Consider the following 19798-nt stretch of genomic DNA (forward strand, 5'->3'; position numbering starts at 1 on the left):
TGTTATGCCCTCACCATTGCACACAAAGCCTCAACCACAGAGGCCGTGCCGCCATCTTAGAAACACCCCGCGGGCGACCGAATGCTGCTTTGGTGTCCGGGCCTTAATCCCTTGGTAGTAGGGCTTGTGGCGAAGGGCCAATTGAGGTGTCGTGCGGGAACTTTTCCCGGCAAGGGCGGGACTTTTTCCGTATCCCGCGATAGCCGCTGCGCCCCACCCTGTGCAGGCCAAAACCTCCACTGGGAACTGCAACCATGACAATAAGATCGCTACCCGCCCTTTCCCCGCTGGCCCTGAGCGTGCGCGTCCTGCTGATGGCCGGTAGCCTGGCCCTGGGCAATGTGGCAACAGCGGCCAGCACACCCGCTGCACCTGCCGGCAAGAACGTCACCTGGGAAGACATCGCCAATGACCACCTGACCACCCGGGACGTGCTGCAGTACGGCATGGGCACCAATGCCCAGCGCTGGAGCCCGCTGGCCCAGGTCAATGACAAGAACGTGTTCAAGCTGACCCCGGCCTGGTCCTACTCCTTCGGCGACGAGAAGCAGCGCGGCCAGGAATCCCAGGCCATCGTCAGCGATGGCGTGGTCTACGTCACCGGCTCGTACTCGCGGGTATTCGCCCTCGATGCCAAGACCGGCAAACGCCTGTGGACCTACAGCCACCGCCTGCCCGACAACATTCGTCCCTGCTGCGACGTGGTTAACCGCGGGGCGGCGATCTACGGCGACAAGATCTACTTCGGCACCCTCGACGCGCGGGTCATCGCCCTCGACAAGCGCACCGGCAAAGTGGTGTGGAACAAGAAGTTCGGCGACCACAGCGCCGGCTACACCATGACCGGTGCGCCAGTGCTGATCAAGGACAAGACCAGCGGCAAGGTGCTGCTGATCCACGGCAGCTCCGGCGATGAATTCGGCGTGGTCGGCCAGCTGTTCGCACGCGACCCGGACACCGGCGAAGAAGTGTGGATGCGGCCCTTCGTCGAAGGCCACATGGGCCGCCTGAACGGTAAGGACAGCACCCCGACCGGTGACGTCAAGGCGCCGTCCTGGCCAGACGACCCTACCACCGAAACCGGCAAGGTCGAAGCCTGGAGCCACGGCGGCGGTGCCCCTTGGCAAAGCGCCAGCTTCGACCCCGAAACGAACACCATCATTGTTGGCGCTGGCAACCCCGGGCCGTGGAATACCTGGGCGCGCACGTCGAAGGACGGCAACCCGCATGACTTCGACAGCCTGTACACCTCCGGCCAGGTCGGCGTCGACCCGAGTACCGGCGAAGTCAAGTGGTTCTATCAGCACACCCCCAACGATGCCTGGGACTTCTCCGGCAACAACGAGTTGGTGCTGTTCGACTACAAAGGCAAGGACGGCAAGGTGGTCAAGGCCACCGGCCACGCCGACCGCAACGGCTTCTTCTATGTAGTCGACCGCAACAACGGCAAGCTGCAGAACGCCTTCCCCTTCGTCGACAACATCACCTGGGCCAGTCATATCGACCTGAAGACCGGCCGCCCGGTGGAAAACCCCGGCCAACGCCCGGCCAAGCCGCTGCCGGGTGAAACCAAGGGCAAGCCGGTGGAAGTCTCGCCACCGTTCCTGGGCGGCAAGAACTGGAACCCCATGGCCTACAGCCAGGACACCGGGCTGTTCTACATCCCCGGCAACCAGTGGAAAGAGGAGTACTGGACCGAGGAAGTGAACTACAAGAAGGGCTCGGCTTATCTGGGCATGGGCTTCCGTATCAAGCGCATGTACGACGACCACGTCGGCACGTTGCGCGCCATGGACCCGACCACCGGCAAGCTGGTCTGGGAACACAAGGAACACCTGCCGTTATGGGCCGGTGTACTGGCGACCAAGGGCAACCTGGTGTTCACCGGCACGGGCGATGGTTTCTTCAAGGCCTTCGACGCCAAGACGGGCAAAGAGCTGTGGAAGTTCCAGACCGGCAGCGGCATTGTCTCGCCGCCCATCACCTGGGAACAGGACGGCGAGCAGTACATCGGCGTGACCGTCGGCTACGGCGGTGCGGTACCGCTGTGGGGTGGCGACATGGCCGAGCTGACCAAACCGGTGGCTCAGGGTGGCTCGTTCTGGGTGTTCAAGATCCCGAGCTGGGACAACAAGACTGCACAGCGTTGACCTGCAGCGGGGAGCGGCCTGCGCCCCTCCCCGTTTCTGCCCTTCTCCTGACCGGAGGCTTTCGCCATGAATTACCTGCCCTTTACCTTGCTGCTGGTGCTATCCCCTGCCCTGGCAGTGAACGCCGACGACGCCGGCAACGATGCTCCCTTGACCATCAACGGCTGCGTGATTGCCGAAGCCAGCCAGTGCCCGGGGGCCAACCTGCGCGGCGCCAACCTGGCCAACCAGGACCTGCGCAAGATGAACCTGGCCGGAGCCGACCTGCGCGATGCCGACCTGCGCCATGCCCAGCTGGACCTGGCAAACCTGGAAAAAGCCCGCCTGCAAGGTGCCAACCTGACCCGCGCCAGCTTGCAACAAAGCAATCTGCGCCTGGCCGACCTGAGCAACAGCAAGCTGGTGGCCATTCAGGGCTGGGGCTTGTTCGCCCAGGGCGCACAATTTGAAAAGGCGGACCTGCGCGCAGCCTATCTGCAGTTCGCCAGGCTGTCCGGGGCAAAGCTGCAGCAGGCCAACTTGCAGGCGGCGGACCTGGAGATGGCCTGGTTGAGCAAGGCCGACCTGCAAGAGGCCAACCTGGGCGATGCCAATATGCAGGAGGCCAAGTTTGGCCAGAGCAACCTGGCACGCGCCGATTTGCGCGGGGCGCGGCAGCATTACGGGAATTTTCAGGAGGCCAACATGGAGGGGTGCAAGGGGTGCCCTGAGACCTGGGACAAATGAGGGCCTGTAGGAGCGGGTTCACCCGCGAAAGGGCCGGCCCTGCTGGCCAATCCCCACCAACCGTTCACCGCTGCCACCGCCATCGTATTCGCGGGTAAACCCGCTCCTACACACAGATCGTTGGTGGACACACATCGGTGGTTGAACACAGGTCGTCGTAGGAGCGGGTTCACCCGCGAAAAGGCCGGCCCTGCTGGCCAATCCCCACCCGCCGTTCAGCATTGCCACCGCCACCGTATTCGCGGGTAAACCCGCTCCTACACCAGGTCGGTGGTGGACACACATCGGTGGTTGGGCGCAGGCCGTCGTAGGAACGGGTTCACCCGCGAAAGGGCCGGGCCTGCTGGCCAATCTCCACCCGCCGTTCACCGTTGCCGCCACCACCGTATTCGCGGGTAAACCCGCTCCTACACACACAGATCGTTGGTAGACACACATCGGTGGTTGAGCGCAGGCCGTCGTGTAGGAGCGGGTTCACCCGCGAAAGGGCCGACCCTGCTGGCCAATCTCCACCCGCCGTTCACCGTTGCCGCCGCTACCGTATTCGCGGGTAAACCCGCTCCTACACACAGATCGGTGGTAGACACATGTCGGGGGGGACTCATTCCGTTGTGCGCGGTGGGCTGCGACGCAGCCCCAACAGGTGCAATGAAATACCTCACCCCGCCACCCGCACCACACCCAGGTCAATCCCCAGATGCACCAGCTCGGCATGCGAACTGACCTGCAACTTGCTCTTGAGCAAGGTCAGGTGGTTGGACACGGTCTTGGCACTGATACACAACTGCTCGGCAATCACCCGCGCCGGGGTACCCTTGGCCAGCATCGTGAATATCTCCAGTTCGCGCTGGGTCATGCGCTGCAACCGCGGGTCACTGGTACTTTGCTGTGACAGGCAAGCCAGCTGGGTGGCCAGGGGCTGCTCGATGTAGGCATGTCCGGCCAACACCCGTTGCACCGCCTCGATCAGCACCTCGGGCGCCGAGTTCTTGGTCAGGTAGCCCGAAGCCCCCGCATCCAGTGCCTGGCGCACCAGCGGCAGCTCGTCGTGCATGCTAAAAAACAGCACCCGCAACTGCGGCAGACGCTGGCGCAGGCGACGGGTGGTTTCCAGGCCACTGATACCGGGCAGGCCAAAGTCCATGATCACCAGGTTGGGCACCTGCTCCTGGACCCTGGCCAGCGCCTCTTCACCACTGGCAGCTTCGCGCACCTGCACCAATGGCAGCACCGCCCGCAGCAGGCTGGCGTAGCCCTGGCGGACCACGGCGTGGTCATCGACCAACACGATATTCATCACACCTCCTCGGGAATGTTAAGGGCCAGCGCCCAGCCACCGCCCGGGCGGCTGAAAATGCGTAACTCGCCCCCAAGGCTGCGGGCGCGCTCGGTCATCGAGTGCAGGCCTACCCCTGGGCGCTGCGGCTGGTGGGCGCCGCAGCCGTTGTCGCGAATGAACAGGCGCAAGCCCTTGGTACTGCGCTGCAGGCGTACCCGCACCTGGCTGGCACCGGCATGCCGGGCGACGTTGGTCAGCGCCTCCTGCAACAAGCGGTACAAATGCGTTCTGCTCGGCCCAGTCAGCGCCGGCAAGTGCTCGCCAACCCGCAGCCGGCATTCGATACCCTGGCTGGCCTGCCACTGGCCCACCAACAGCCCGAAGGCCTCGGCCAGCGGCATGTAGTGCAGCGCCACCGGATACAAGTTGTGCACCAGCGCGCGAAAACCTTGCTGCAGGCGCTCGCAGTTGAGTTCAAGGGCCTGGGCCGTCTGCGTCACCACTTCAGGCTGTTCGGCCACCATACGCAGCAGGCATAGCTGGGCACGCATACCTGCCAGGTATTGCCCCAGATCATCGTGCAGGGTCTGCGCCAGCTGGGTACGTTCCTGCTCCTGCACCGCCAGCAGGGCCTGGGTCAGCTGGGCATTGTCGGCCTGGGCCTGCTCCAGGGTTGCGGCCATGCGGTTGAAGTGTTTGGCCAGTTGGCGCGCTTCCGGCAGGCCGGCTTCGCGCAGGCGTGCCGTCAATTGCCCGCCTGAGACCTGGTGCAAGGCGCCCAGCAGCTCATCCAGCAGGCCCATGGCCCGCCGCACCGCCCAGCGGATGGTCAACAAGCTCAGCAACAACGCCAAGCCACAAACGCCAAGCAGTTGTTGCAGGGAGTCCCAGACTTCATCGATTTCATCCCGCGCATCCACGGCAATCAACACGCGGCGGCCATCACTCAAGTCCAGCAGCCGGCTGCTGTGGTAGCGCTCGCCGACTAACTGGCGGCCCAGCCAGGCATCCATACCAGCCTCCTGCGGCAGCCTTGGCACCTCACCCGCTGCCAGCCAGTGCACCCGCACATGGCGCAGGCTCTTGGTCAAACCGGGCTGCAGGTTTGCCGGGTCGCGTTCAGCGGTGTCGCCCAGGTACGCCACCACCGCTTCGGCTGACTGCAACTCACGCTCGACGTCGGCCACCGCCTGGTGCAACAGCACCCCGGCACAAGCCAGCGTCACCAAGGCGAAGCATAACGTGACCCAGAGGTTGACTCGCCACAGGGCCGACAGGTTGACAAGGCGCACAAGCGGTTCTCCTCAGGCCGTTGTGGACCATCGTAAAACTGCGGCCCCCGCACTGAATTACTACCTTGGTACCGGCCGAGCGCTACTTTCTGCATATTTCCCCCTCCCGGCGGGCTTCCTATGCTGGCGCCATCTGCCGTGGAGTGTGTTATGCACCAGCCTGCCCACCTTGCCTTGACCTGCCTGCTGGCCTTGGCCGCAACGCTGGCTGCCCCCCTGGCGCCCGCCGCTCAGGGCCAGGCCGCAGCCCCGCTGCACATACGCATCGGCTACCTGGGCTATCGCCCCGCCGCTGGCCCGCTGCTGTCCAACGTCATCCCCGAACCCGGCGATGCCGGGCTACAAGGTGCCGAACTGGCCATTGCCGACAGCAACAGCACCGGGCGCTTCCTGAAGCAGCAGTTTCAGCTGACCAGCGCCAATGTCGACAGCCCCGAGGCCCTGCTGCAAGCCGCAAGGGCCCAGCATGAACAAGGCCTGCGCCTGTTCGTGGTGAATGCCCCGGCCGCCAGCCTGCGCGCGCTGTCTGCCGCCCTGCCCGACAGCCTGTTGTTCAACGCCGGCAGCCCCGACGACAGCCTGCGCAGCAGCCAGTGCCTGAGCAATGTCCTGCACAGCCTGCCGAGCCGGGCCATGCTGGCCGATGCCTTGGCGCAGTTCCTGGTACTGCGCAAATGGCAACGGGCACTGCTGGTGGTCGGCCAGACCCCGGACGACCAGGCGTACGCCGCTGCCCTGCGCCGGTCGGTGAAGCGTTTTGGCGTGCAACTGGTTGCGGAAAAAACCTGGACCTTCGACAACGACCAGCGCCGCAGCGCCCAGGCCGAGATGCCGTTGTTCACCCAGACTGCCGAATACGACGTGGTGCTGGTGGCCGACGAGCGCGGTGACTTCGGCGAGTACCTGCCCTACCAGACGTGGTATCCGCGCCCGGTGGCCGGTACCCAGGGCCTGACCCCCACGGGCTGGCACAAGACGGTGGAAACCTTCGGGGCGGCGCAGTTGCAAAAACGCTTCGAGGCCCAGGCCGGGCGCTGGATGAATGACCGTGACTTCGCCGCCTGGATGGCTGTACGCAGTGTCGCCAGTGCGGCCAGCAAGCTGCGCCTGGCCGAACCTCGCGCGGTTCAGCAACTGCTGCTCAGCGAGCAGTTGCCGCTGGACGGCTTCAAGGGGCGCAAGCTCAGCTACCGCCCGTGGAACGGCGAACTGCGCCAGCCGATCCCGTTGGTTCAGCCCCGCGCCCTGGTCAGCACCTCACCGCAGGAGGGCTTCCTGCATCCCTTCAACGAAATGGACAGCCTGGGTTACGACAAGCCCGAAGTGACGTGCAGCTACCCCTGACCCGACAACCACAACAATAAGGAATTCGCCATGCGCCGCCCCCTGTTCCACCGGGCCCTGATTTACCCCAGCCTGCTGTCGGGCGCCCTGGCGCTGGCCAGCAGCCACGCCATGGCTGCCACCGCCTGGGTCTCCAACGAGAAGGACAACAGCCTCAGCCTGATCGACATGCAAACGCTGGAAGTCACCGAAACCCTGCCGGTGGGCCAGCGCCCGCGTGGCTTGCTGCTGTCGCACGACAGCAAGCTGCTGTATATCTGCGCCAGCGATTCGGACCGGGTGCAGGTGATGGACGTGGCCACCCGCAAGATCATCAAGGAGCTGCCTTCCGGCAAGGACCCCGAGCAGTTCGCCCTGCACCCCAACGACCGCTGGTTGTATGTGTCCAACGAGGATGACGCGCTGGTGACCGTGATCGACACCGTCACCGACAAGGTGCTCGGCCAGATCGATGTCGGTATCGAACCCGAAGGCATGGCGGTCAGCCCCGACGGCAAGTGGGCGGTCAACACCAGCGAAACCACCAACATGCTGCACTGGATCGACACCAGCACCCAGACCCTGGCCGACAGCACGCTGGTCGACCAGCGCCCGCGCTTCGTCGAGTTCAGCAAAGACGGTTCGCACCTGTGGGCCTCGGCAGAGATCGGCGGCACGGTGACCATACTCGACGTGGCCACGCGCCAGGTGCTGAAAACCCTGAACTTCCAGATCAAGGGCGTGCACCCGGACAAAGTCCAGCCAGTGGGCATCAAGCTCAGCGCCGATGGCAAGTACGCCTTCGTCGCCTTGGGCCCGGCCAACCATGTGGCGGTAGTCGATGCCAAGACCTTTGATGTGCTCGACTACCTGCTGGTCGGGCGGCGTGTCTGGCAGCTGGCGTTCACCCCGGACCAGCGCCAGTTGCTGGCCACCAACGGTGTCAGCGGTGACGTTTCGGTCATCGATGCGAAGCACCTCAAAGTGCTCAAATCGGTGAAGGTCGGGCGTTACCCCTGGGGTGTGGTGGTGACACCATGAACGCCCTCGATGTCAGTGACGTGAGCTTTGCCTATGGCCAGCGCGAAGCACTCAGGCAGGTCGGTTTCAGCCTGGCACCCGGGCGCTTCGCCGCGTTGCTGGGCCCCAATGGTGCCGGCAAGTCGACCCTGATCGCCCTGCTCACGCGCCTGTACGACCTGCAGCATGGCGACATCCGCGTGTGCGGCTGCTCGCTACGCAACGCTGCACGCCCGGCCTTGCGCCAGCTGGGCGTGGTGTTTCAGCAAAGCACCCTGGACCTGGACCTGAGCGTTGAACAGAACCTGCGTTACCACGCCGCCTTGCATGGCCTGTCGCGGCGCCAGAGCAACCTGCGGGTCGAAGCCGAACTGGCCCGCCAAGACCTTGGGGAACGTCGGCGCGATCGTGTGCGAGAGCTGAACATCGGCCATCGGCGGCGGGTAGAAATTGCCCGCGCGCTGCTGCACGAACCGCGCCTGCTGCTGCTGGACGAAGCCAGCGTCGGCCTCGACCCGGCCAGCCGCCTGGCGCTTAACCAGCACCTGCGCCGGCTGTGCCGCGAGCAGCAGCTCAGTGTGCTGTGGGCCACTCACCTGCTGGACGAAGTGCAGCCCAGCGATGACCTGTTGATTCTGCATCAGGGGCGCCTGGTGGCCAGTGGCACCGCCGATGCGCTGAGCCTTGAACACGGCGGTGACCTCGATCACGCCTTTGCCCGCCTGACCAACGCCCCCTCAGGAGCCAACGCCCGATGAACGCTTACTGGCAATGTTTCAACGGCATCATGCTGCGCGAATGGCTGCGCTTCGTGCTGCAGCGTACACGCCTGCTCAGCGCGCTGGTGCGCCCGCTGCTGTGGTTGCTGGTATTCGCTGCCGGCTTTCGCGCAGCGCTGGGCATTGCCATCATCGAGCCCTACGACACCTACATACCCTACGAGGTGTACATCATCCCCGGCCTGGCCTGCATGATTCTGCTGTTCAACGGCATGCAGGGCTCACTGTCGATGGTTTACGACCGCGAGATGGGCAGCATGCGCGTGTTGCTGACCAGCCCGCTGCCACGCCCCTTCCTGCTGGGCAGCAAACTGCTGGCAACTTCGTTGATTTCCCTGCTGCAAGTCTATGCCTTCCTCGCCATCGCCTGGTTATACGGGGTACAGCCACCGGCTGCAGGCTTGCTGATGGCGCTGCCAGCGTTGCTGCTGGTGGCCTTCATGCTCAGTGCCCTGGGGCTATTGCTGTCGAACGCCATCCGCCAGCTGGAGAACTTCGCCGGGGTGATGAACTTCGTGATCTTCCCGCTGTTCTTCCTGTCTTCGGCGTTGTACCCGCTGTGGAAAATGCGCGAGGCCAGTCAGTGGTTGTACTGGCTGTGTGCTGTGAACCCGTTCACCCATGCCGTAGAGCTGGTGCGGTTTGCGCTTTATGAGCGGCTGAATCTGCTGGCGCTGGCGGTGTGCCTGGGCTTGACCGCATTGTTCAGCCTGCTGGCGATACTCACCTTCAACCCCCAGCATGCAGCGCTGCGCAAGCCGCGCTGAAAACCTGGCGTGCAACGCGTGTGGGAGCGGCCTTGTGTCGCGATTGGGCTGCGCAGCGGCCCCGGCCATGTGTGCGGTGCAGCTGAAATCGGGGGCCGCTTTGCGGCCCTTTCGCGACACAAGGCCGCTCCCACACGGATCGCGCCAGCTTTCAGAAATTGAGCAAGACAGTTGCTCCCACACCTAGGGCGTCTCCATGCCTTCAGGCGCCCGGCCATCTACTACTTTAGTACTGCATTTACTGTCTATCGTCGCATTCACAAAGCACCGCCACTGGCATGTAATGAGTCCATAACAAAAAGGGAAAACCTCCATGCCACGTGCCCTGCCCCGGCTGCCACGCCCCTTGCTGGCGGTACTTTCGCTGAGCCTGACGCTAGGTATCGCCCAGGCTGACACGGCGCCGCTGTTCTCCGCCGACGGCTATCGCACCACGCACTACCGCAGCCCGACCCCGCAACAGGTCGAAGGCGGCCAGGTCGTCGACACCGCCACATTGCAAGGCCTGCTGGGCCAGACGCCCCGGCCGGTGCTGATCGACGTCTATCGCCGTCAATGGCTGCAAGGTCGTTTCATCGAAGACGAACCGCACAGCAACCTCCCCGGCAGCCTGTGGCTGGCCAACACCGGCGACGGCGCACTGAGCCCGGCATGGCAGGACTACTTCGTGCGTAACCTGCAAAAAGCCACCGCCGGGCACCCGGACCAACCACTGGTCTTTTATTGCCGCTCCGATTGCTGGTTAAGCTGGAACGCGGTAAAACGCGCGAAAGCCTTGGGCTATAACAACCTGTATTGGTACCGCGACGGCCTGGATGCCTGGCAGCAAGCCAACCTGCCATTGCAGCCGGCACAACCGGTGCCGTTCCCCTGAAATGCCTGCATATGCGTGCCCCGCTCCATCCAATAAAAACAAGGTGAAAAGGCCATGTACAAAATTCTGATTGCCGACGATCACCCCCTGTTTCGCGAAGCCATCCACAACGTCATCAGCGATGGTTTCCAGGGCAGCGAGGTCATGGAGACCGCCGACCTTGAAAGCGCCCTGGCCCTGACCCAGGCGCATGACGACCTCGACCTGATCCTGCTCGACCTGAACATGCCCGGCATGCACGGCCTCAATGGCTTGATCACCTTGCGCAACGAGGCACCGACCACGCCGGTGGTCATCGTTTCGGCCGAGCAGGAAAAGCAGATCGTGCTGCAGGCCATTACCTACGGTGCCGTGGGTTTCATCACCAAGTCGTCGCCACGCTCACAGATGATCGAAGCGATCGAGCAGATCCTCAATGGCAATGTCTACCTGCCGCCAGACATCATCCGCGCGCAGAAAAGCAGTACCAGCCGGCGCCATAACGATACCCCGAGCTTCCCGCCGGAAATGCTCCAGGCCCTGACCCGCAAGCAACTGCTGGTGCTCGAGCGCATGACCAAAGGCGAATCGAACAAGCAGATCGCCTACACGCTGGACATCGCCGAAACCACCGTCAAGGCCCACGTTTCGGCGATCTTGCGCAAGCTCAATGTGCACAACCGGGTACAAGCCATCCTCAGTGCTGGCGATATCGATTTTGCTGATTATCTGCGCCGTTGACCTGTTCCGGCCGCTTCGCGGGTCAACCCGCGAAGCGGCCAACCGCTATGCCACGCCACTGGCCAGCAGATGGCTCATCGCCGTCTTGAGCTTCATGGGCCGTACGGGCTTGTGCATCAGTGTGTGACCCAGCTCGCGGATCTGCTGCTTGAGATCGTTGCTGTAGTTGGCAGTGATCATCAGCGCCGGTAGCGGCTGGGCGCGGCGGGCATTGATCCGCGCTACGGCGTCGACACCATTGCAGTCATTGTCCAGGTGGTAGTCGGCAATCAGCAGGTCGGCCTCGGCGTGGTAGTTGTCCACCTGGCGCGCCAGGTCTTCCTCCGACAGCGCAGTGACCACCCGGCAGCCCCAACCTTCCAGCAAGGTGCGCATGCCCGCGCAAATCGCCGCATCGTTATCCAGCACCCACACCCGCGCCCCGCGCAGGCGTTCGAGCATCGGCTCGCATATCGCCTGGCTCGGCTGAGCTTTGGGGGCGGTGGCGCTCAGCGGCACCTCGACTGCGAACACCGAGCCTTTGCCCAGCCATGACCGCACGCGGATCCGATGGCCGAGGATACCGGCGATTTTCTCCACGATCGCCAGGCCCAGGCCCAGCCCACGGTCCTGGTCCGGGCGCTGCACATCACCCCGCTTGAACTCCAGGAACATTTCTTCCAGGTGTTCTTCGGCAATGCCGATGCCGCTGTCCCACACTTCAATCCGCACGCCACCGCGCTGGCGCCGACACCCCAGCACCACGCGCCCGCTGCGGGTGTAGCGAATAGCATTGCTGAGCAGGTTGCGCAGGATGCGCGCCAGCAGTTGAATGTCACTGCGCACTACGGCAGAACACCCCACAAAGTGCAGCGCCAACCCTTCGCTACGCGCCACCTGGGCGTATTCGGCGGCCAGGTTTTCCATCAGTTCGCCGAGGGCGAACGGGGCGACATCGGCCTTGATCACGCCAGCATCGAGCTTGGAAATATCCACCAGCGTGCCTAACAGGTTTTCCACATCCTCCAGCGAATTGCTGACATTACGCACCAGGTGGGCAGCGTTCTGCGGCTCGTCGCGCTCGAGCAACGCGCTGGTGAACAGCCGCGCCGCGTTCAGCGGCTGCAACAGGTCATGGCTGACCGCAGCAAGGAACTTGGTTTTCGACAGGTTGGCCTGCTCGGCCTCGCGCTTGGCCTCGCGCAGACGCGACTCGGCCTGGCTGCGCTCTTCAATTTCACGCAGTAACTGGTCGTTGAGGCTGGTCAGTTCGGCAGTGCGTTCGCGCACCCGTTGCTCCAGGTGCTGATAGGCCTGGTGTAAGGCCTGTGCGGTGTTGCGGCGCTCGGTGATGTCGCGGATCAACACGAAGATACCCACCACTTCGCCACTGGCCAGGCGGTTCGGCACGTACGAGCGCAGCATGTAGCGTTCCTGACCGTTGATATTGGTCTCGGCGAACTCGAACGTCACGCTCTCCCCCGCCAGTGCCCGCACCACATAGCCTTCCAGGCGCTGGTAGTGCTGCTCGCTGTGGGCCTCGCGCAGGCTCTGGCCCAGCATCACGCCATGCGGCCAGCAATACCATTCTTCGTAAACCTTGTTGGTGAATTCGTAGACCAGATCGGCGTTCAGGTAGGCGATCAGTGCCGGTACGTTGTCGGTAATCAGGCGAATCTGGTGCTGGTGGGCCGTCTCGGCCCGCTGCCGGGCCTCGCTGAGCAGGCGGTTGACGGCCTTGAGCTCGGCCATGGCCTGGTTCAACGCATCGGTGCGTTCGCGTACCTGCTCGGCCAGCACCACCGAATGCTGGAACGCGGCGTATGGGTCGTTGCCCCGGGTCACGCCCGACTCGATGCGCTCGATCAGTGCGTCATTGATGCGCTGCAGCTTGTGGTTCTGGTGCTGCAGCCGGGTCAGCTCGGCCTGCAGTTCAGCGACCGACAGGAGGCCGGTTGCGGGCAATGGCGACACCGGTGAAGGTCTGGTTGATGTGCATGCCATTGAACTGTTCTCCGTAGGTGTTGAAGCCAATCACCCGTTGCTCGCGCAGAAACGCGCCGACCGGCTCCAGGCCGTGCCGGGCCTCCAGTTCCAGCCGCCGCAGGAAACAATCACAACCGATGGTCAGCAGCAATGGTCCGAGACGCTGGTGCAGGCCATCGAACAGCTGGTGCAGGTTCGGCAACAGCGGGCCCGGGGTCATGGCCGTGAGCACGATGCCGTTCTCCACCGCGCAGTAGAAGCTCAAGCTGAGGTCAGGATGCATCTGCTGGATCGCCCGCACGTAGTACTGATCATGAATGCGCACGGCCAGCGGGTGGGCGGCGAACACCCGGTGATCGAGCGCGGCCACTGGCACACCGATGTGGCGGGCATATTCCTCGGCCGCCGGCTCGGCATTCAGTTCGAAAACCCGGCGCTGGGCGCTGTCGGCACCGGTTACCACCAGCTTTTCCTGGCGCGGCAGGATGTGATGCGTTGTGAACACTTCGAAGTCGAGCCAGGTGTTGACCAGCACCACCACGGCTGCGCCGTTGTGGAATGTACCGCCGTAATACACATGGGTGCGGTTCAGGTAGTTGTCGTCACCGGCCGAGCCGCCGAAGTGCGGGATATCCCCCAGTGCTGCGCTGAGTGCGGCAAGCACCATCTCCTCGCGGCTGGACAAGCCATCGAGCAGCGTGAGTGCAAAGCTGTGGCCCTTGATTGGCGCCAGGGTATTGCTGCGGCAGGTGCCAACCAGCCGCTCGACCATCTGCTGCGCGTCGATCAGGCTGAAGCGCTCCATTTCATCGATCAACGCGGTGGCGATCGAAAAGTGCCGGTGATCGAAGCCCACCGCCGTCACGCAATTACGGCCGTAGCCCAGCGGGGTGATTTCACCGGCGCTGGTGCAGCCGACCAGGCGTATGCCGCCAAAATCCTGCTCCAACGCTTCGCCCAAAGCCTGCAAGTCGTATTCGGCGGAGCAGAAGAACAGCACGAAACCCAGGTGCGGGTGCAGCAACTGCCGCGCCAGGTCCTGGGCGGCCAGCCGCGCGTCGGTCGCCTGAGACATGGCACTGACCACACCGTCGTTATGAGCCTGCTGCATCGTGGTCTCCGGCACGGGGTGGCTGAGCGATCAGTTTAAGGAGGTGGTGGCGGGTGACGAATGCTACTTGGGTAGCGGGTGGGCGGTTCCATGGGCGTAAAAGACCGCGTCAATCGGGGCCGCCTTGCGGCCCCGGGCGCTTACCAGGTCAATACCGCGCCCACCGCAAAGGTATCGGTGTCTTCGTTCTGCGCACGGGTGTCATGCCCGTCGATGGAGAACTGGTTGTACTCGGCCACCAGTTTCAGGTTGTCGTTGATGTCATGGAACAGCGCCACACCCCGGGTCTCGTAGTCCGCACCGCTGCCAACCGCACCATTGCCATCGTCCTTGGTCTTGCCATAGGACAGCGCCACGCGGTTCTTGCCGAACTTGTACGAGCCCTGCAGCAGGTAGCCGTCACTGTCGACATTGCGCAAAACCGGTTCGCCGGCATTGTTGGTAAAGAACGGGTTGATGCCCTTGGCCTGGAACCCCGAGCCGGTCAGCGACCAGCCGCCCATCTTTGCCTGCACCCCGTAACCCACCCCCTTGGAAGTGACCGTTTCTACCGTGGAGTCAGTATTGTCCGAGGTCTGGTAACTGCCGTTTATCCAGCTGTAGATCTGCGCCCCACCCAGGTCGAACTGGTAGGTGATCTCGCTCTCGGTGCGTGGGTTTTCCTGGTAGGCCTTTCCGGTCGGGCTGCTGTCGTTGGTGTCCACCGGGTCCATGATGCCCACCGCCACCCGCAGGCCGTCCATCACTGGCGTGCGGTAGGTGATCTGCGAGGTTGGGAACGGGTACGGATAACCGCTGCCAATGTTGCCGAACGACACCCCGCCGCCGTCCACCAGCCCCAGGGTGTCGCTGACCTGGCCATAGCCGGCCAGCAGTTCGTCGAGCAGGATGTTGGAACGGGCGAACAGCCCGAAGTCCTTACCGATCAGCACCTCGCCCCACTCGGGGTTGGCCACCGTGCCGTAAAACTGGCGCACGTCGATAGCGGTGTCGGTGCCGTTGGTTTCACTGTCGTTGATGGTTACCCAGAACGAGGCACGCGCGCCGAGCTTCAGGTCATCCACCTGCTTGCCCATGTTGAAGCCCAGGTAGTTGGGCAAGAAGCCCATCTTCACCCGCGACTGGCGGCGGTCAAACTGCTCGCCCTCACGGTCGACCTTGCTGTTTACGTAGAAGGCGTTGATATAGCCATCGGTGGAAAACGTCGTCTGGTCCTTGTCGTACAGCATGATCTCGGCTTCAGCGACGCTGCTCAGGCCAAGCGCAGAAAAGCTGGCGATGGCGGCTGCGAGAACACGAGGCGGCAGGTGCTTATTGTTGTTGTGCATGGCGCGCTCCAAACGGGGACGGGATGTCGGAGGCGATTATCAGAAGTGGGCAAATTGCCAGGAACGCTGCTTTGGCGTGGGGTGGCGAGTGCTTTGGGGCGGGAGGGTGTGGCCCGATGATTTGGTCCCGGTACCTGCTTGGGTCCTGGTTCGAGACTTATGGCTCAGGTAGGAGTGGCAGGCGGGTATCACTACGATTGAATGAACCGGGGCCGCCTTGCGGCCCTTCGCGGGCTCGCCCGCTCCCACAATTTCAGGATATCCACGACCCCTGTGGGAGCGGGCGAGCCCGCGAAGGGCTGCAAAGCAGCCCCCTTTACATTGTCTGAGCGGAATCTCCTGGCTTCAGGAAGCCAGTGCCTGCGGACGCTGGCTAGCGGGCATTTCATAGCGGTGCGGTTGCTGCCAGGCCAGCCGTGCCTGCACATCCACCACCGCGTCCTTCACCTTCTGCGTCCAGTGCTCATCCTTCGGGCACACCACCACCACGCGGAAACCGTGGTCGACACCCTCCAGGCGCACACCTTCGGAATCATCTACGTGCAGATCAATATCAAAAGCCGAAGGCAGCTTGGAGGGTGAATTTTCCAGCCCGCGCTGGGCCAGGATATGCTGGTGCCGATCGCTGTTGACCACACCATCGACATGAATGCCGTAAAGCATCAGCCACCGGCGGATGTAAGCCGGGGTGCGCCCCGACGAGGTGTAGATCCAGATGCTGCAGCCCTGGCGGCGCAGGTCGCGGATCAGTTCGCGGGTGCCGCTGCGCAGGGGCTCACCCAGCCAGCGATGGACGAAACCCGGCAGTTTGCTGTCTTCGGCGGCAGCGTGCTCGGGCAGGCAGGCCAGCGTGTCGTCGATATCGAACGAAATGCGTACCTGGCCACGCTTGAGCTTGCGTTCGATGGCTTGCCGCCCTCGTGCGAACAGTGATGAATGTTGCATCAGCGGCTCCCCTCACAGGCAGGCTCGGGCGTGCCGCTCAGGAAGAACTTGCCGGGCTCAGGCGCCTTCGCTTCCAGGAAAGCAGCGTACTTTTTCTTGATCTTGGGGAGTTCGTACAAAGCCTTGACACCGTGTTTGGCGGAGTTGCGTATGACCGAGGACGGGTTGAAGTAACCCTCGGCGTTGTCCAGTGACAGCACGAATGGCGGCAGCCCGGCACGCATCAGCAAGTAACTGACAATGAGCGAACCCGTGCGGTTGTTGCCTTCGATGAACAGCTGCGGCTTGCTGAGAATGCGTACATACACACCCGCCGCCCGCTTCCAGATCGAATCGCTGCGGTACGAGCAGTACCAGTTGTACAAATCCTTGATGCCACCTTCCACGTTGTTGAAAAAGTGCGCTTCGGTTGCCGCAAGGTGTGGGGCGAATTCCAGGCGGCGGGCCGGATCGCTGCCGCATAGCACGGTGGCATTGATTTCCAGCATAAGGTTCAGCTGTTGCAGGTCGAACAGGTCGATACCGCGGGCGACATAGTCGTCAATCAGCGCATAGCCTTCAAGCACATTCAGCAGTACCTCGTCGGTAAACGGGTCCCGCGGTTCGGTGAAATGCTGGCTGAGTTCGGTAAAGCGGCCCTGCACCTCGCGCAGTGCGCGCTCTACCGCTGACAGATCAAGACGACGCGTCGCTCGCATTGGTAATCCCGGGTAACACTTTAACGGAAGGTAACGCGGCCGGGCGTTGCAACCTTCCTGGCTGCAACACCCGCCCACCTTGGGCTTGCAGGGCTCAGCTGAACTTGCCGCTGATGTAGTCGCTGGTCAGCTGCTCGCGCGGGTTCTGGAAAATCTGCGCGGTCGGGCCCATCTCGACCAGGTAGCCGGTGCGGGTGCCCTGGGAAATGTCGACCGAGAAGAACGCGGTGGTGTCGGCCACACGAATCGCTTGCTGCATGTTATGGGTCACCAGGGCGATGGTGTAGTCCTTTTTCAGCTCGACCATCAGCTCTTCCACGCGGCGGGTGGCGATTGGGTCGAGTGCCGAGCAGGGCTCGTCCAGCAACAGCACTTCCGGCTCGGTGGCGATGGCACGGGCGATGCACAGGCGCTGCTGCTGGCCACCGGACAGTGACAGCCCGCTGACCTTGAGCTTGTCCTTCACTTCGTCCCACAGCGCGGCGCCTTGCAAGGCGTGTTTCACGCGATCGCCCAAGTCGCCTTTGTAGCGGTTCAGGCGCAGGCCAAAGGCCACATTGTCGAAGATGCTCATCGAGAACGGGTTGGGCTGCTGGAACACCATGCCGATATAGCGGCGCACCACAACAGGGTCGACGCCCTTGCCGTAGACATCCTGCCCAAGAAAGTGCACATGGCCTTCGAAGCGGAAGCCCTTCACCAGGTCATTCATACGGTTCAAGCTACGCAGCACGGTACTTTTGCCACAGCCCGAAGGGCCGATGAAACCGGTGATCTCGTTTTTCCTGATCGGCACATGGCTGTCACGCACGGCCATGAAGTTACCGTAGAAAATCTTGTCGAGCTTGCAGTCCATGACAATGGGGGCTTCGCTGACCATGGGAGCGGCTCTTTGCGCAGTGGATACGTTCAAGTTGGATGCTCCCTTTCTCAATACTTGGGCTTGCCGAAGACTCGGCTCAAAATGTTGATGACCAGCACGATCATGACCAGCACCAGCGAGGCCGCCCAGGCGAGCTCCAGCTGGTTGTCGAACGGCATGCCGGAGAAGTTGTAGATCAGTACCGCAAGCGAGGCTGTGGGGTTCATCACCGCCAGGTCACCGTCGTGGTAGATCCAGTAGTTGCTGAACAACGCGGTGAACAGCAGTGGCGCGGTTTCGCCAGCGGCGCGGGCCACGGCCAGCATGACGCCGGTGAGGATGGCCGGCAGGCCGGTCGGCAAAACGATCTTCCAGATCACCTGGGCGCGGGTGCAGCCCATGCCGTAGGCGGCGTCCTTCATGATCTTGGGCACCATCTTCATCGACTCTTCGGCGGTGAGCACCACGATCGGCAGCATCAGTACCGCCAGGGCCACGCCGCCAGCCGGTGCCGAGTAGGTGCCGGTGGTCATCACCACCATGGCGTAGGCAAACACCCCGGCCAGGATCGATGGCAGGCCAGTGAGCATCTTGGCGGCAAAGCGAGCAGCGTTGGCCAGCTTGCTGTCGGGGCCGAGCTCGGCCAGGAACACCGCTGCCAGGATACCGACCGGCACAGCGATGGCGGCGGCAATGCCGACCATGACGAAGGTACCGGCCATGGCGTTACCGAAACCACCGCCCATCTCGAAGCCGGTCGGTGGCAGCTCGGTGAACACTTCCAGATTAAGGCGTGCCCCGCCGCGAGTGATCAGCATGTACAGCACGGAAATCAGCGGCACGCTGGCCACCAGTGCCGCGAACCATGCCAGGGTGGTCAATACCAGGCTGCGCAGGGCGCGGCCTTCCAGCTTGCGCTGCAGGCTGGGCAACGCGGCTACAGGGGTCGTCAGGTCAGTCATTGTTTGTTACCACGCTGGGCGTAGAGCATGATCATCGAGCCGAGGACGTTCACCAGCAGGGTGATGAACATCAGCACCAGTGCCGCGTACATCAGCACTTCGACCTCGTTCGGGCCGGCTTCCGGGAAGTTCAGCGCCAGCAGCGCCGCCAGGGTGTTGGCCGGTGCGAACAAGGACAGGGAAATGGTGTTGGCATTGCCGACCAGCATGGCCAGCGCCATGGTTTCACCGAGTGCACGGCCAAGGCCCAGCACCAGCGAACCGAAGATGCCGGTAGCCGCCGAGGGCACCATCACCTTGAGGATGGCTTCCCAGTGGGTGGTACCCATGCCGTAGGCAGCCTGCTTGGTTTTCATCGGTACGCTGGTCAGCGCATCCTGGGAAACCGCCGCGATGGTCGGCAGGATCATGATCGCCAGTACCAGCGCCGCAGGCAGCAGGCCTGGGCCACTGAGGGAGGTGCCGAAAAACGGGATCCAGCCCAGCTCGCTGTTCAGCCAGGCGGTCAGCGGGCGAATCGCCGGGATGACCACATAGATGCCCCACAGGCCGTACACCACGCTGGGGATGGCGGCGAGCAGCTCGACGATGGTGCGAAACACCGCGGCAAGCTTGGCCGGAAGGAAATCCTGGGTAAGGAAAATGGCCATGCTGACGCCGAAGAAACCGGCGATCAACAGGGCGATCAAAGCGCTGTACAGCGTGCCCCAGATCGCTGGCAGAATACCGTACTTGCCTTGGTTAACGTCCCAGACACTACCGAACAACACGTCAAAACCGTGCTTTTCAATGCCGGGCAGTGCCTTGCGGCCCACTTCGTAGACCAGCGCGAAGACCAGCGCCAGCACCAGCACCACGCCAATGCGCGCAAGCGCACGGAAGGTGCGATCGACCAGAAAGTCTTTCGCAGACGGTGGCTGGCACGCGGAGTCGGGGTTATCCGGTATGGCAAAAGGTGTGTTCATTGGCGAGTTCCGGGACAAGAGACAAACACCCC

The 19798-nt window shown here is 63.1% G+C and carries 18 protein-coding genes; 8 read left to right on the plus strand and 10 right to left on the minus strand.

The window, feature by feature from the left end; translation table 11 throughout:
* Nucleotides 1-254: 254 nt before the first annotated feature.
* Both exaA and ACYCCG_RS00720 read left to right on the plus strand, forming a co-directional pair.
* Nucleotides 255-2150, plus strand: a complete 1896-nt coding sequence (gene exaA / locus ACYCCG_RS00715) for a PQQ-dependent methanol/ethanol family dehydrogenase (protein WP_209966623.1) — start codon at nucleotides 255-257, stop codon at nucleotides 2148-2150.
* 66 nt (nucleotides 2151-2216) lie between these two features.
* On the plus strand, nucleotides 2217-2876 hold the full coding sequence (locus ACYCCG_RS00720) for a pentapeptide repeat-containing protein (protein WP_459669176.1): 660 nt from the start codon (nucleotides 2217-2219) through the stop codon (nucleotides 2874-2876).
* A gap of 658 nt (nucleotides 2877-3534) precedes the next feature.
* On the opposite strand, the gene ACYCCG_RS00725 is transcribed toward ACYCCG_RS00720, so the two are convergent.
* Nucleotides 3535-4173 (minus strand): response regulator, encoded by a 639-nt coding sequence (locus ACYCCG_RS00725; protein ID WP_003254098.1) that lies wholly within the window; start codon nucleotides 4171-4173, stop codon nucleotides 3535-3537.
* Nucleotides 4173-5447 carry a HAMP domain-containing sensor histidine kinase gene (locus tag ACYCCG_RS00730; protein WP_209966626.1) on the minus strand — a complete coding sequence of 425 codons (1275 nt, stop codon included), beginning with the start codon at nucleotides 5445-5447 and terminating at the stop codon, nucleotides 4173-4175. The genes ACYCCG_RS00725 and ACYCCG_RS00730 overlap by 1 nt, the downstream gene beginning before the upstream one ends.
* 150 nt (nucleotides 5448-5597) lie before the next feature.
* Here ACYCCG_RS00730 and ACYCCG_RS00735 point away from each other — a divergent pair, with 150 nt between their 5' ends.
* From ACYCCG_RS00735 to ACYCCG_RS00760, 6 genes are all read left to right on the plus strand, one after another.
* Nucleotides 5598-6791, plus strand: a complete 1194-nt coding sequence (locus ACYCCG_RS00735) for an ABC transporter substrate-binding protein (protein WP_459669177.1) — start codon at nucleotides 5598-5600, stop codon at nucleotides 6789-6791.
* 30 nt (nucleotides 6792-6821) lie between these two features.
* Nucleotides 6822-7811 carry a YVTN family beta-propeller repeat protein gene (locus ACYCCG_RS00740; RefSeq protein ID WP_459669178.1) on the plus strand — a complete coding sequence of 330 codons (990 nt, stop codon included), beginning with the start codon at nucleotides 6822-6824 and terminating at the stop codon, nucleotides 7809-7811.
* Nucleotides 7808-8548, plus strand: a complete 741-nt coding sequence (locus tag ACYCCG_RS00745; RefSeq protein ID WP_459669179.1) for an ABC transporter ATP-binding protein — start codon at nucleotides 7808-7810, stop codon at nucleotides 8546-8548. Before ACYCCG_RS00740 ends, ACYCCG_RS00745 begins: the two co-directional genes overlap by 4 nt.
* Nucleotides 8545-9336 carry an ABC transporter permease gene (locus ACYCCG_RS00750; RefSeq protein ID WP_401097654.1) on the plus strand — a complete coding sequence of 264 codons (792 nt, stop codon included), beginning with the start codon at nucleotides 8545-8547 and terminating at the stop codon, nucleotides 9334-9336. Before ACYCCG_RS00745 ends, ACYCCG_RS00750 begins: the two co-directional genes overlap by 4 nt.
* 313 nt (nucleotides 9337-9649) lie before the next feature.
* A complete protein-coding gene (locus ACYCCG_RS00755) occupies nucleotides 9650-10210 on the plus strand; it encodes a PQQ-dependent catabolism-associated CXXCW motif protein (RefSeq protein ID WP_020193874.1) in 561 nt (186 codons plus the stop codon).
* A gap of 54 nt (nucleotides 10211-10264) precedes the next feature.
* Entirely contained in the window at nucleotides 10265-10930 is a 666-nt protein-coding gene (locus tag ACYCCG_RS00760; protein ID WP_209966632.1) for a response regulator, read from the plus strand.
* 45 nt (nucleotides 10931-10975) lie between these two features.
* Here the strand turns inward: ACYCCG_RS00760 and ACYCCG_RS00765 are convergent, their stop codons facing one another.
* The 8 genes from ACYCCG_RS00765 to pstC all read right to left on the minus strand — a co-directional run bounded on the left by ACYCCG_RS00765 (nucleotide 10976) and on the right by pstC (nucleotide 19766).
* Entirely contained in the window at nucleotides 10976-12874 is a 1899-nt protein-coding gene (locus ACYCCG_RS00765) for a PAS domain-containing hybrid sensor histidine kinase/response regulator (protein WP_339533807.1), read from the minus strand.
* The gene (nosP, locus tag ACYCCG_RS00770) at nucleotides 12843-14006 is read right to left on the minus strand and encodes a nitric oxide-sensing protein NosP (RefSeq protein WP_339533808.1); all 1164 of its coding nucleotides are present in this window, start codon (nucleotides 14004-14006) and stop codon (nucleotides 12843-12845) included. Before nosP ends, ACYCCG_RS00765 begins: the two co-directional genes overlap by 32 nt.
* A gap of 140 nt (nucleotides 14007-14146) precedes the next feature.
* Nucleotides 14147-15334: a porin gene (locus tag ACYCCG_RS00775; protein WP_209966636.1), complete on the minus strand. Its 1188-nt coding sequence runs from the start codon at nucleotides 15332-15334 to the stop codon at nucleotides 14147-14149.
* Between the two features lie 345 nt (nucleotides 15335-15679).
* Nucleotides 15680-16279, minus strand: coding sequence for a hypothetical protein (locus ACYCCG_RS00780; RefSeq protein WP_209966638.1), 600 nt, complete (start codon nucleotides 16277-16279; stop codon nucleotides 15680-15682).
* Complete coding sequence (locus tag ACYCCG_RS00785; RefSeq protein WP_209966640.1) at nucleotides 16279-16977, minus strand: hypothetical protein; 699 nt, start codon at nucleotides 16975-16977, stop codon at nucleotides 16279-16281. The genes ACYCCG_RS00780 and ACYCCG_RS00785 overlap by 1 nt, the downstream gene beginning before the upstream one ends.
* A 94-nt stretch (nucleotides 16978-17071) precedes the next feature.
* Nucleotides 17072-17857, minus strand: a complete 786-nt coding sequence (gene pstB / locus ACYCCG_RS00790) for a phosphate ABC transporter ATP-binding protein PstB (protein ID WP_003254117.1) — start codon at nucleotides 17855-17857, stop codon at nucleotides 17072-17074.
* A 50-nt stretch (nucleotides 17858-17907) separates the two neighbouring features.
* Entirely contained in the window at nucleotides 17908-18801 is an 894-nt protein-coding gene (pstA, locus tag ACYCCG_RS00795) for a phosphate ABC transporter permease PstA (protein WP_209966642.1), read from the minus strand.
* Nucleotides 18798-19766: a phosphate ABC transporter permease subunit PstC gene (gene pstC, locus ACYCCG_RS00800; RefSeq protein ID WP_004574212.1), complete on the minus strand. Its 969-nt coding sequence runs from the start codon at nucleotides 19764-19766 to the stop codon at nucleotides 18798-18800. Before pstC ends, pstA begins: the two co-directional genes overlap by 4 nt.
* Nucleotides 19767-19798: the final 32 nt, after the last annotated feature.

This window comes from Pseudomonas sp. VEM90, assembly GCF_054611535.1.